Below are 13,172 nucleotides of genomic sequence, written 5' to 3' on the forward strand. Positions count from 1 at the left end.
GATGTGAGCTACGACACAGCTTAGCCTCGTTAACGGTCGGCCCGGCGCGTTTTGGCAATCATCCCGCTGAATCAGTTGCGCAGTCGGCCCACGCGTCGAATCAGATGCGAGAGATGAACCGCGCCAGCGGGTTTCGTGTCGACTAGGTGGCGATCGAGCGCAGCAGGGACGCCACGGCCTCGCCCAGTTGGATCGGATCGATGGGGTGCGGCACGGCCGCCTCCGCCCGCGACCACGACGCCAGCCACGCATCGTCGGGCCGCCCGGTGAGCACCAGGATCGGCGGACAGTGGGCGACCTCGTCCTTCAACTGCTTGGCCAGCCCCATGCCACCGGCCGGGGTGGCCTCCCCGTCGAGGATCGCGAGGTCGACGCCGCCGGCGTCCACCGTGGTGACGACGACCGGCGCCGTGGCCACCTCGACGTACTGCAGCTCGGGAAGGTCGGGGTGGACGCGTCTGCCCAGGGCGGTGCGGACCCGATCGCGCGTGCGCGCGTTGTCGCTGTAGACCAGGATCACGAGCGGCGCTTCGGGCACGGGGGCGATGCTACGACCCAGCCCCGCCCCGCGGTGCGAATACCGCTTCACCGTCGATGCGAGTGGACTTGGGGATCATGCCGACGAGGTTGCCGTCCACGCCATAGTCCTCGCGATCGATCGTGGCGCTGGTCGCGATGCGGACCGCGCCGTCGTCGAGCAGCCGCGCCGTCGCGGGCAGCGTGAGTCGCCGCGCGGTTCCCTTCACGGTGACGGTGGCGTCGAGGTCCAGGCCGTCGGCCCCGCGGGGTGTCGCACCGTGGACCTCGACGGTGATCTCGGGATATTTCTCGACGTCGAAGAAGTCGGGTGAGCGCAGGTGTTCGTCGCGCTTGCCCATGCCGGTCGACAGTGACGCCGCGTCGACGCGAAGGCGTCCGGTGACGGTGCGCTCGGCGGTGACGCTGCCGTCGCCGTCGACGGTGCCGAAGGTGCCCTTGACGGGCAGCGCCCCCCAGAACGACTTGGCCTTGAAGGCCAGCGTCGACCGCTTGGGGTCGAGTGCCCACGTGCTGCCCGGCGCGGCGTGGTCGATCGGATTCGTCATGTGTCCTCCCGAGGTTTTTCTGCGGCCAAGCGTAGGACGGCGCCGAAATTGACGCGAATGTCGGGTTGCGGCATTCGTTCCGCTGCTGGGTCGGCCCTGACCGGCTTAGGATCCGCGATGTGGTGGGGGTTCGCTGGATGACGGCGGGGCGGGATGCGACGCGCGAGCGGCTCGAATCCGCATTGGGTTCCGGGCGCGGCGCGGTGCTCGTCGGCGCGCCCGGCGTGGGCAAGACGGTGATGGCGCGGGCCGTCGCCCGCGAATTCGGCAGGCAGCACCCCGGTGTCGCGACGCGCTGGGTCTCGGCCACCGAGTCGGCCACGGCCATCCCGTTCGGCGCGTTCAGCCATCTCGTTGAACTCGCCGGCGCCGACGAGCCCGCCGCGCTGTTGCGCGCGGCGCAGGAATCGTTGCGTCGGTATGCTGCAACGGGTTTGACCCTCGTCGTCGACGACGCGCACCATCTCGACACGCTGTCGGCGACCCTCGTCCACCAGATCGCGCTGAGCGGCATGGCGCGACTGCTCCTGACGGTGCGGCATGGTGAGCCGTGCCCCGACGCGGTCGTCGCGCTGTGGCGCGACGGGGTCCTCGAACGCTGCGAGATCGACCCCTTCGACGCCGACGAGTCCGCGGGGCTCCTCGAACAGGTGCTCGGCGGTCCCGTCGAGGGGGTCAGCGCGGCCCGGATGTTCGACGCGAGCCGGGGCAACCCGCTGTGTCTGCGGCACCTGGTGGAGGCCGCGGTCGACGCGGGCTCGCTGCGGCAGGTCGAGGGGGTCTGGCAGCTGCGCGGCGAAATGCGGCTCACCCCCGAGCTGTCCACCCTGATCGACCAGCGCCTGCGCACACTGGACCCCGAGGTCAGGACCGTGCTGGAGTTCCTGGCGATCGAGGAGCCGCTGTCGGCGGCCGACCTCGCCGAGGTCGCCGGCGCCGACGCGCTCGAGCGCGCCGTGACGTCCGGTGTCGTCACGACGAGCGATCAGGGCGGCCATCTGCTGGTGCACCCCTTTCACCCGCTTTACACCGAGCGCATCCGGTCCGGGCTGGGGCGGCTGGCCGCGCGCAGGTTGCGCAAGGTGCTCGTCGCGCAGCTGTCGGCGACCGCGCCGACCCATCTCGGCGGTCGGTTGCGCATCGCCGGGCTGGCGCTGGACAGCGACGTCCCGCCGGACCCGGATGACCTCGTCGCGCTGTCCTGGGAGGCCATGCGGATGGGCGATCTCGCGTTGGGCGAGCGGCTGGCCCGCGGCGCGCTCGACCAGACCGGCGCCCTGTCCGCGCGCCTACCGCTGGCGCACGCGCTGTCGTGGCAGGGCCGCGGACGCGATGCCGACGCGGTCCTCGCCCCGGTCGATCCCGAGACGCTCTCGCAGTGGGACCTGACGGCGTGGACACTTCCCAAGGCCGCCAACAGGTTCTGGATGCTGTCGGAATCCGGGGAGGCCGTGGCCTACCTCGCCGAGATGCGGTCGCGCATCTCCGAGCCCGCGGCGTATCACACCCTCGATGCGCTCGCGGCGACGTTCGCGATGAACTGCGGTGACCTCGACCGCGCGGTGCGGGTGGCCTCCGTCGTGCTCGAATCGCCGCAGGCGCAGGACCTTGCGGTGGCGTGGTCGGCCGCGACGGCGGCGCTGTCGAGTGCGCGTCTCGGTCGGTTCGACGACGTGCCGGGGCTCGCCGTGCGCGGGCTCGAGGCGGCTCACCCCGGGCTGCTGCGCTTCACCATCGGTTTCGGGCAGGCGCTGACGGCGATCATGGCGGGTGACGTCGCCGCCGCCGGCGAGCGGGCGCGGCACTATCTGACCTTCTCGGAATTTCAGCAGCCCGGCCGAGCGATCGCCGAGGTGGTGTTCGGTCACACACTGCTGGCGGCAGGCGCGTTCACGGAGGCGGCCACCGTATTGTTCTCCGCCGCAGCGGCGTTGACCTCCACGGGCTACAGCTGGGGCCCGCTGGCCCTGATGGGACTGGCGCAGGCGCTCGGACAGCAGGGCCGCGCTGCCGAGGCCGCCGATGCGCTGCAGCGCGCCGTCGCCGCCCATGGTCTGCGCTCGCGGATGTACGCACCCGAACTGGAGCTCGCGCGGGCGTGGACCCTCGCTGCGGGCCGCGACCTGCCCGGCGCCGTCGCGGCCGCCAGGGAGGCCCTGCGCGAGGCGGAGCAGACCGGGCAGGCCGCCGTCGCGCTGCGCGCCATCCAGGAGGCGGTCCGCCTCGGTGACGTCACCGGACTGCGCGCGGCACGTCGGATCAATGCCGACGTCGACTGTGTCGCAGGCAGACTCTGCATCGACCACGCCAGCGCGCTGAGCGACCGCAACGGTGGCGCGCTCGACGCGGTCTCGGTCGAGCTGGAGGCCGCCGGGATGGTGGCCGTCGCCGCCGACGCCGCCGCGCAGGCCGCCGCCGCGCACCGCGCGCGCGGTCACCGCACCGCGGAGGTCGCGGCTCGGGCCAGGGCCGGGGCGCTGGCCCGACGCTGCGGCATGCCTGCGACCCCCGCGCTCGACGAGGTGCTGAACCCGTTGCCGCTCACGGGTCGTGAACGCGAGGTCGCGGTCAAGGTGGCCCAGGGCCTGAGCAACAGGGCGATCGCGGAGCGGCTGGGCGTGTCGGTCCGCACGGTCGAGGGCCACGTCTATCGGGCGTGCGTGAAACTCGACCTGCCGGATCGCTCCGCGCTGGCGCGGACCGTCGGCACCTCGCCGGCGCCGTCGGTGACGCCGTCGTCAAAAAACAGGTAGTGCACTACGCGTGACGCGCGGGTGCGGTCGTTCTTACCGTCGGGCCATGCCTCCGGTGACCGCCGAGCCCCGCCACGCGGGTCCGTGGGTCGCGGCTGCCGGCGCTCGGGGATCGAAGGGCGTGCAGATGAACGGGACCGACGATGCCGCGCGGATGACGGCGTTCCTGACGGCGGCGGCCAGCCGACCGGCGGGCCTGCTGATCGAGGGAGAACCGGGGATCGGCAGGACGACGACGTGGCTCGCCGGGGCCGAACAGGCCCGGCGGGCGGGCTTTCGAGTGCTGTCGGCGCGAGCGGTCCGCGACGAGCAGCAGCGCCCGTTCGGTGTCGCCTCGCAGCTGATCGGGGACGTCGAACCCGAGGTCCTGCTGGCCCTGCCGACGCTGCAGCGCCAGGCTGCGGAGCAGACGCTGTGGGGGCGCGGCGGGGACGACCGGGGTCACGATCGGCGCGCGGTGGTGGCGGCCTTTACCGCGATCGTCAACGCGCTCGCCGAGGCGACACCGGTGTTGATCGCCATCGACGACGTGCAGTGGATCGACGACGCCACGCGCGACTTGCTCGCCTTCGCGGGGCGACGCCTGCGGGGGCCGGTCGGGGTGCTCCTGACCGAACGCGCCACCGCGGACGGGGCGGCGTCTTGGCTGGTGCTCGACAGCCCCGATGCCGTCACCCGCCTGCGCGTCAGCCCGATGGAGCCGAGCCGGCTGCAGCGGTTGATCACCGACCGGCTCGGACGGCCGTTTCCGCGCGCCACCATGGTGCGCATCGCCGAGACGTCCGGCGGCAACCCCTTCTATGCTCTCGAATTGGCCAGTATCGCAGGCGTTTCCGGCCCCGCGCCGGCAGCCCTGACGCCCGCGCTGGCCGAACTCGTCCGGCTGCGCGTCGGCCACTTCGACGACGAGGTCGGACGGGTGTTGCTCGCCGCGGCCTGCCAGCAGGACCCGACGGTCGACGTGTTGGCGGCGATGACGTCGACCTCCGTCGACCGCATCGTGGCGCTGCTCGAGGAACCCGAGACGCAGGGCGTCGTCAGCATCGAGGGCAACCGGGTGCGGTTCACCCACCCGGTGCTGTCCCACGGCGTGCACAGTCAGGCGCCACCGGAGCTGCGCCGCGAGATGCACCGGGCGCTGGCCGATCTCGCGACGACGCAGGAGCAGCGCGCCCGGCACCTGGCGCTGGCCGCCGACGGCGCCGACCCGGACACGCTGGGCGCCCTCGACGAGGCCGCCGACGCCGTCGACCGCGGGGGTGATCCGACGACGGCGGCCGAGCTGGTCGAGATGGCGATCGGGCTCGGCGGGGACACCCCGGCACGACGGCTGGCCGGCGCCCGGTTTCACCTGTCCGCAGGCGATCTCGACCGGTCCAGGGCGCTGGCGGAGGCCGCGGTCGCCGGCCTGGCCCCCGGCGGTGCGCGCGTCGGCGCCCGGCTGCTGGTGGCGGCCACGCTGATGTGCCGCGGTGAGTTCGAGACCGCTGCGACGGTGCTGCAGCACGCGATGGCCGACGCCGGCGAACAGACCAAGCCGCTGCTGCACACCCATCTGAGCTCCGCCATGGTGCAGTCGTCACTCGGCAATGACGATGTCGCGCAACGGCATTCACTGCAGGCGATCACGCATGCCGAGCGGTTGGGCGACCCGCACCTGATCAGCCAGTCACTCGCGGTGCACGTCGCGCTCAGGACCCGCCGCGGGCTCGGGCTCGACCGTCACACGCTCGACCGCGCCATCGCGTTGGAGGACCGGGACGTGCCCACCCCGGCGCCGTTCAGCGCCAGCGCGGTCGACGCCGTCGCCCCCGCGTGGCTCGGTCGGCTCGGTGAATCCGAGTCGAAGTTGCGGTCCCTGCTGGCACAGTCGGCCACGCGTGGTAGCGAGCCCGACGTGCAGTGGCTGCAATTCCACGCCGCGATGGTCGACGTCTGGCTGGGCCGCTACGCCGACGCCGCCCGGCTGGCCGAGGAAATGCGCACGCGGGCAGCACAACTCGGCGGCATGCACGTCCGGGTGCTGGCCGCGGTGCCCGCGGCGCTCGCCGCGGCCTACACGGGGCGCGAGCAGGATGCGCGCCGCGAGATCGCGGAGGCGCTGGCCGAGTCCGCGCTGCCCGACGGGCGGTGGCGAACGACCTGGCCACCGGTGGTCCTCGGCTTCCTCGAGGTGTCCCTCGGCAACTACGAACAGGGGCTCGGCGTGTTGCGTCCGCTGCTGTCCCATTGGCAGCATGCCGAGGACTCCGACATGACCATGCACTTCGTCATTCCGGACGCGATCGAAGCGATGGTCGCGTTGGACGACCTCGACGAGGCGGACGCGCTGGCCGAGCTCATGGAGCGCGACGGCGCCAGACTTCGTCACCCGTGGCTGCTGGCGACGGCCGCCCGCTGTCGGAGCATGGTGCTCGCGGCGCGGGGTGACCTGGCGGGTGCCGAGCGAGCGGCCCTGCGCGCCATGGCCGCTCACGAAGGGGACACCGTGCCCTTCGAACGCGCCCGCACGCAGCTCCTGCTCGCGGAGCTGCAACGGCGGTTGCGTCGTCGGCAGGCCGCGAGGACGACGATCGAGGGCGCGCTGGCGACGTTCGACGCACTGGGCACGCCCGCCTGGTCGGCGCGGGCGTCGGCCGAACTCGCGCGCATCCAGGTGCTGCGGGGTCAGGAGCCGGACCTCACGGCGTCCGAGCAGCGCGTGGCCGAACTCGCCGCGGCGGGGATGAGCAACAAGGACATCGCTGCGGCGCTGTTCATCAGCCCCAAGACCGTCGAGTCCAACCTCGGTCGCAGCTACCGGAAGCTCGGCGTGCGGACCAGGGTCGAACTGGCCCGTCGCCTGCAGGCCGATCAGCCGCGACCCGACCGGGCGACGGACGGAGACGACTAGATGCCCTGCTTCCTCGCCGAGTGGTGCCGTACCGGAATGACCGACCACGCGGTCAGCGGCTTCGCGCACCTACTCGAGTCCATGGCCGCCGAGCTGTCGGCGGAGACCACGCCGATCCGGTTGCTCGTCACGCTATCGGTGCCCTCCGACGACGCGCTCTACGGCGTCTTCGAGGCCGAGACGTCGGAGAGCGTCCTGCGCACGTGCACGCGGGCCGGAGCGCTGCCGCATCGACTCACCCCGCAGGTCACGACCTGGATCGCGGAGAACGCCTGAGCGGGCGAACCGTCACACCACGCCGGCCGCACGCAGCGCGGCGAGCTCCTCGGCGGTCCTCCCGAGTAGTTCGCCGTACACCTGCGCGTTGTGCTGGCCGGGTTCGGCCGAGCCGGCGTTGCGAATGGTTCCCGGGGTCTGCGACAGCACCGGCACCACGCCGGGCCCCTTGACGTTGCGGCCGATGCGCTCGTCCCAGTGGTCGGCGATCATGCCGCGCGAGGTCAGCTGCGGGTCCGTCACGACCTCGGCGACGGTGTTGATGGGTCCGCTGATTACGCCGGCGGCGCCCAACGTGGCGATGATGTCGGCGGGCTGCCGCTCGGCCGCCCACGCGGCGATGATCTTGTCGAGCTCGTCCTGATTGCGGCCGCGCGCCACATGGTTGACGAACCGCGGATCGGTCGCGAGCTCGGGGCGACCCATCGCCCCGCACAACCGGCGAAACACGGTGTCCTGATTGGCGGCGATGACGACCCAGCTGCCGTCGGCCGTGGGGTAGATGTTCGACGGGGCGATGCCCTCGAGCCGGGTCCCCGACGGCCCACGGACCACGCCGCCGACGTCGTAGTCCGGAATCGTGGATTCCTGTACGGCCAAACAGGATTCGGTGAGTGCGGCGTCGACGACCTGACCGTCGCCGGTCACCGTCCGGCGGTACAGCGCGGCGAGCGCCCCCTGGACGGCGAACATGCCGGCGAGGCTGTCGCCGAGGGACAGGGCCAACCGCGGTGGCGGTCCGCCGGGAAAGCCGTTCATGTGCCGCAGTCCGCTGGCGGCCTCGGCGACCGAGGCGTATCCCGCCTTGTGTGCCTCCGGGCCGGTCTGCCCGTAGCCCGACACCCGCACCAGGATGATGCCGCGGTTGCGGCTGCGCAGGACCTCGTAGCCCAGGTCCCACTTCTCCAGGGTGCCGGGCCGGAAGTTCTCGACGACGACGTCGGAGCGCTCGACGAGGTCGAGGAACAGTTCCCGGCCCTGCGGCTCGCGCAGATTCAGCGTGACGGCCTTCTTGTTGCGGGCGTGCACGGTCCAGAAGAAGTGGTGGCCGTCGAGCTCGGCCTGCCCCCAGGTGCGCAGCGGGTCGGGCGCACCCGGCGGCTCGATCTTGATCACCTCGGCCCCCATGTCGCCGAGCAAACGGCCGGCGAACGGCCCCGATATCAACGTGCCGACCTCGAGGACGCGGATGCCGTCCAGTGGGCCCGTGCACTCGTTCATCACCTGAGCATTTCAGACGGCCCGTCGCGCCGGTGCAGACCGTCGAACTGTGCAAACGCGCCGCACCCACGGGCAAATGCCAGTCGATTGACGGCAAAGGGGCTTAGTCTGATCGGTGCTGGGGTGGCTGGTGACGATAGCCACATGTTTTACTGCGTATCTACAAATGAAAACTCAGGTCCGCCTGCTGACGCGGCGCGGGCGCGGCTGACGGTGGCCCTGCCGGCTCACCCGTACCAGGAACTGGATGGATTCGTAGATGTTGGCTCAACGATCTCTCGGGCGCTGGGCGCGCCGCATACTCATGGCGACCATGGCGGTAGTCCTGCTGCCGGGCATGGTCGGCGCCGTAGGGGGCAGCGCGACCGCGGGTGCCTTCTCCAAGCCCGGACTTCCCGTCGAATACCTGATGGTGCCGTCGGCGGGCATGGGCCGCGACATCAAGGTGCAGTTCCAGAGCGGCGGCCCCAACTCGCCCGCCGTCTACCTGCTCGACGGCCTCCGCGCGCAGGATGACTTCAACGGCTGGGACATCAACACCCCGGCCTTCGAGTGGTACCTGAACTCCGGCCTGTCGATCGTCATGCCGGTCGGCGGCCAGTCCAGCTTCTACTCCGACTGGTATTCGCCGGCGTGCGGCAAGACCGGTTGCCAGACCTACAAGTGGGAGACGTTCCTGACCCAGGAGCTGCCCGCGTACCTCGCCTCGCAGAAGCAGGTCAAGCCGACGGGCAGCGCCGCCGTCGGACTGTCGATGGCCGGCTCGGCGTCGCTGACCCTGGCGATCTACCACCCCGAGCAGTTCCCGTACGCGGCGTCGCTGTCGGGCTTCCTGAACCCGTCGGAGGGTTCGTGGCCGTTCCTGATCAACATCTCGATGGGTGACGCGGGCGGCTACAAGGCCAACGACATGTGGGGCGCCACGGAGGACCCCAACAGCGCCTGGAAGCGCAATGACCCGATGGTCAACATCCAGCAGCTGGTGAACAACAACACCCGCATCTGGATCTACTGCGGCAACGGCACGCCCAGCGATCTCGGCGGCAACAACGTGCCCGCCAAGTTCCTGGAGGGCCTGACCATCCGCACGAACAAGACGTTCCAGGACAACTACATCGCCGCGGGCGGCAAGAACGGCGTGTTCAACTTCCCGGACAACGGCACGCACGACTGGCCGTACTGGGGTGCGCAGCTGCAGCAGATGAAGCCCGACCTCATCAGCCACCTGCTCTGATCGTCGAACGGTGGCGGGCGGGTTCCGCGCGAGCTCAGAACCCGCCTGCCACCTTCACCACCGCGCGTCCGGAGAACGTTCCGGCCCGCACCTGATCGATGACCTCGACGACGTCCTTGACGTCCACGTCGTGGGTGATCTGCTCGAGCCGCCGCGGCTTCAGTGAGCCGCCGAGGAGCCCCCACAGTTCGCGCCGGGGGCCGATGGGCATCTGCACCGAATCCATGCCCAGCAGCGCCACCCCCCGCAGGATGAACGGCAGCACCGTCGTGTTGAGCGTCGGCCCGCCGGTCAATCCGCTCGCGGCCACTGCGCCGCCGTAGGAGACGGTGCTCAGGACGTCGGCGAGGGTGGCACCGCCCACGCAGTCGACCGCACCCGCCCAGCGCGTCCTACCTAGCGGGCGAGGCGTGGCCTCGGGGTCGGCGGGCAGCCGGGGAATCACGTCGGCCGCACCCAGCGCCCGCAGCCGCTCCGCCACGTCCGCCTTGCCGGTCGAGGCCACGGTTTCGTATCCCGCGGCCGACAGCAGATCGACGCTCACCGACCCGACCCCGCCCGTCGCGCCCGTCACGACGATGGGCCCGTCCTCGGGATCGATGCCGCGGGCGATGAGCGCCTGGACGCTCATGGCCGCGGTGAAGCCTGCGGTGCCGATTGCGGCGCCCTCGTAGGGCGATAGCGGACCGAGCGCGACGACCTGGTCGGCGGGCACTCTGGCGTACTCGGCGTAGCCGCCATGGCGACCGGTGCCGATCTCGTAGCCGTGCGCCAGGACGGCGTCACCGACGGCGAAGTCCTCCGACGAGGAGGCCACCACCTCGCCGGTCAGGTCGATACCGGGCACGATCGGGTAGTCGCGCACCACGCCGCCCTTCGGCGTCAGCGCGAGCGCGTCCTTGAAGTTGACGCTGGAGTACGCCACCCGGATCGTCACCTCACCCGGCGGCAGGTCCGCCTCAGTGAGCGTCTCGACCGTCGTGGTGATCGCGTCGTCGCCCCGTCGGGCGACCAGAGCCTGAAAGTCATCCATGACACCGACGCTATCGCGTCGGGTCGCGGCTACTTCAGCTCGGCGGAGGACAGGCCCAGCAGCCGACGGGCGACGACGAGCTGCTGGATCTGCTGGGTGCCCTCGAAGATGTCGAGGATCTTGCTGTCCCTCGCCCACTTCTCCAGCAGCGTGGCTTCGGAATAGCCTGTGGTGCCTGCCATTTCGACGGCCTTGAGCGTGACGTCACTGGCGACCCTGGCCGCCTTCGCCTTGCCCATCGAGGCTTCCTTGGAGTTCGGGATCTTGTTGTCGGCCTGCCACGCCGAACGCAGGGTCAGCAGATAGCCGGACTCCCACTCGGCCTCCATGCGCAGGAACTCCGAGGCCGCCGCACTCTGGGCGTGCGCGGGCTTGTCGTAGGAGATCTCCACGCCGGCGTCGGTCAGGATCTTGCGGAGCTGCTCGAGGGACGCGCGCGCGACGCCGACGGCCATCGCGGCCACGATGGGCCTGGTGTTGTCGAAGGTCTCCATGACACCGGCAAAACCCTTGTCCACCTGGATGTCTGGGCTGCCGAGCAGGTTGTCCTTCGGGATGCGGGCGTTGTCGAAGCGGATCGCCGCGGTGTCGGAGGCCTTGATGCCGAGCTTGTGCTCGAGGCGCTCCACGGTCACACCGGGGTGCTCGCGCGGCACGATGAAGGACTTGATGGCCGCGCGGCCCTGCGACTTGTCCAGCGTCGCCCACACGACGATGTGGGTGGCCCGGGAGCCCGCGGTGACGTAGATCTTCTCGCCGTTGATGACGTATTCGTCGCCGTCGAGCTTGGCGGTCGTCGACACCGCGGCCGAGTCGGAGCCGAAGCTGGGTTCGGTGATCGCCATCGCCGCCCACACCTTGCCGAGCCGCTCGAGCTGCTCGTCGGTGGCCACGCCCGAGATGGCCGCGTTGCCGAGGCCTTGGTACGGGACCGACAGCAGGAGCGCGACGTCACCCCAGCTTATCTCGATCGCGTTGACGAGCGCAGACATGTTGGCGCCGTTGACGTTTTCCTTCGGCCCGTCCGAGCCGCGGAAGGCGTCCGTGCCCGCGAACGAGATGGTGTTGGCCTCGGTGAGCCCCTCGAAGAGGTCGGCCAGGGTGTCCAGCTCGACCGGGTAGGCATGCTCGGAGAGGTCGTACTTGCGCGAGATCGGCCGCAGCATCTCCGCGGCGCCCTCGTGTGCCATCTCGATGACGGCCTGGAGCTTCTTCGGCATTTCGAGATTGATTGCCATGACGGGGTTTTCCGTTCCCTAGTTCTTCGTGTGGCGGGAGGCTCAGAGGACGACGACGCCCTCGGCGACGCCGAGTGCGCGCAGATCGCGGTACCAGCGTTCGACGGGGTGTTCCTTGGTGAAGCCGTGGCCACCGAGGAGTTGCACGCCGTCCAGGCCGATCTGCATGCCCTTGTCGGTCGCCAGCCGCTTGGCCAGCGCGGCCTCGCGGGCGAAGGGCAGACCCTGCTCGGCGCGCGCCGCGCCGCGCCACGTGACGAGCCGGAGCCCGTCCAGCTCGATGGCGATGTTGGCGCACATGAACGCCACGGACTGCCGGCGGGCGATGGGCTCGCCGAACGCCTCGCGCTCCTTGACGTAGGGCACGACGTAGTCGAGCACCGCGTGCGACGTGCCGACTGCCAGCGCGGCCCAACCCAATCGGGCCAGGGCGATCGCCTGGGAGTAGTCGCCGTCGCCGGCCTCGTCCTCGCCGAGTCGATTGTGGAGCGGGACCGCGACGTCGTTGAGCTCGACGCGGCCCAGAGCCGCCGCGCGCACGCCCATGCTGGGATCGGCCTTCACCGTCAGGCCCGCGGACGAGGATTCCACGATGAACAGCGCCGGCTTGCCGTTGAGCTGCGCGCCGATGACGAACAGCTCGGCCGCTGCAGCCGCGGGCACCAACGACTTGACGCCCGTGAGGCGGTAGCCGCTCGGGGTGCGGACGGCGACGGTCTTGAGTGCCGTCGGGTCGAACAGGGCGTGCGGTTCGACGATGGCGACGCAGGCCTGCGGAACGTTCTCACCGGCGAACTCGGGCAGGTAGGTCGCCTGCTGGTCGGCGCTACCCCAGTGCGTCAGTGCCGACGCGACGCCGCCGGGCGCGAGGATCGGCAGCGCCAGACCCATGTCCCCGTAGGCGAGCGCTTCGGCGACGAGCGCGTTGGTGACCGTGCTCCGGTGCGCGGCGATGCCCTCGAAGTCCTCGGGGATGTTGATCGCGGTGACGCCGAGCTCGGTGGCCTTGGCGACCAGGTCGACGGGATAGGTGAGGGCGGCGTCGGCGTCGTGGGCGGCGGGCCGCAGCAACTCCTCGGCGAACTCCGCGACCGTTTCGACGATCATCTTCTGCTCGTCGTCGGGAGTCAGGTCGAAGTAGTCAGCGCCACTGGGCTTGAGGCGGGTGGGCGGTTTGCCGGTGTTCTGCACCCGCTTGAAGGTGCGACTCGACGCGGCCATGGCCGAGAACGCCGTCTTCACGCCCGAGCGCAGACCGCGGTTCAAGGACTTGCGCAGCCCGTACTTGTCCAGGAATTCCTGCCCGAGCAGCGGGGTCAGTAGCGCCAGGGCGACGCCGGTGGGGGAGCGCTCGTACTTCTGTAGGCCTACGGCGCTCTCGGATGTATGGGTCATGTCGGCAGCCTCACGTCGTCGGGGCAGTGCTTCATGACCGTATC

General features: G+C 70.7%; 10 protein-coding genes. 4 read left to right on the forward strand and 6 right to left on the reverse strand.

The genetic code is table 11. The features are described 5' to 3' along the window. Nucleotides 1–142 precede the first annotated feature (142 nt). Nucleotides 143–547 (reverse strand): Rv3143 family two-component system response regulator, encoded by a 405-nt coding sequence (locus G6N60_RS08540; protein WP_372511009.1) that lies wholly within the window; start codon nt 545–547, stop codon nt 143–145. 1 nt (nt 548) lies between these two features. Beyond that, nucleotides 549–1,085: a YceI family protein gene (locus G6N60_RS08545; protein WP_163735239.1), complete on the reverse strand. Its 537-nt coding sequence runs from the start codon at nt 1,083–1,085 to the stop codon at nt 549–551. A gap of 137 nt (nt 1,086–1,222) precedes the next feature. On the opposite strand from G6N60_RS08545, the gene G6N60_RS08550 reads away from it, so the two are divergent. Genes G6N60_RS08550 through G6N60_RS08560 form a run of 3 tightly spaced genes read left to right on the forward strand, consistent with a single transcriptional unit; the run spans nt 1,223 to nt 7,007 of the window. Continuing rightward, the gene (locus tag G6N60_RS08550; protein WP_163735242.1) at nt 1,223–3,838 is read left to right on the forward strand and encodes a LuxR family transcriptional regulator; all 2,616 of its coding nucleotides are present in this window, start codon (nt 1,223–1,225) and stop codon (nt 3,836–3,838) included. A 46-nt stretch (nt 3,839–3,884) separates the two neighbouring features. Then, nucleotides 3,885–6,731 (forward strand): helix-turn-helix transcriptional regulator, encoded by a 2,847-nt coding sequence (locus G6N60_RS08555; RefSeq protein ID WP_163735245.1) that lies wholly within the window; start codon nt 3,885–3,887, stop codon nt 6,729–6,731. 36 nt (nt 6,732–6,767) lie between these two features. Beyond that, the gene (locus tag G6N60_RS08560) at nt 6,768–7,007 is read left to right on the forward strand and encodes a hypothetical protein (protein ID WP_246240474.1); all 240 of its coding nucleotides are present in this window, start codon (nt 6,768–6,770) and stop codon (nt 7,005–7,007) included. Nucleotides 7,008–7,019: 12 nt separating this feature from the next. Here the strand turns inward: G6N60_RS08560 and G6N60_RS08565 are convergent, their stop codons facing one another. Next, nucleotides 7,020–8,228: a CaiB/BaiF CoA transferase family protein gene (locus G6N60_RS08565; RefSeq protein ID WP_163735251.1), complete on the reverse strand. Its 1,209-nt coding sequence runs from the start codon at nt 8,226–8,228 to the stop codon at nt 7,020–7,022. Nucleotides 8,229–8,541: 313 nt separating this feature from the next. On the opposite strand from G6N60_RS08565, the gene G6N60_RS08570 reads away from it, so the two are divergent. Then, nucleotides 8,542–9,462: an esterase family protein gene (locus G6N60_RS08570; RefSeq protein ID WP_276028490.1), complete on the forward strand. Its 921-nt coding sequence runs from the start codon at nt 8,542–8,544 to the stop codon at nt 9,460–9,462. A 34-nt stretch (nt 9,463–9,496) separates the two neighbouring features. Here the strand turns inward: G6N60_RS08570 and G6N60_RS08575 are convergent, their stop codons facing one another. The 3 genes from G6N60_RS08575 to G6N60_RS08585 are packed head-to-tail and all read right to left on the reverse strand — an operon-like array spanning nt 9,497 to nt 13,128. After that, complete coding sequence (locus tag G6N60_RS08575; RefSeq protein ID WP_163735258.1) at nt 9,497–10,495, reverse strand: acrylyl-CoA reductase family protein; 999 nt, start codon at nt 10,493–10,495, stop codon at nt 9,497–9,499. A 29-nt stretch (nt 10,496–10,524) separates the two neighbouring features. Continuing rightward, complete coding sequence (locus tag G6N60_RS08580; protein WP_163735261.1) at nt 10,525–11,733, reverse strand: acyl-CoA dehydrogenase family protein; 1,209 nt, start codon at nt 11,731–11,733, stop codon at nt 10,525–10,527. 42 nt (nt 11,734–11,775) lie between these two features. Beyond that, nucleotides 11,776–13,128 (reverse strand): acyl-CoA dehydrogenase family protein, encoded by a 1,353-nt coding sequence (locus tag G6N60_RS08585; protein WP_163735265.1) that lies wholly within the window; start codon nt 13,126–13,128, stop codon nt 11,776–11,778. Nucleotides 13,129–13,172 lie beyond the last annotated feature (44 nt).

Origin of the sequence: Mycolicibacterium madagascariense (assembly GCF_010729665.1) — a bacterium.
Classification (GTDB): domain Bacteria; phylum Actinomycetota; class Actinomycetes; order Mycobacteriales; family Mycobacteriaceae; genus Mycobacterium; species Mycobacterium madagascariense.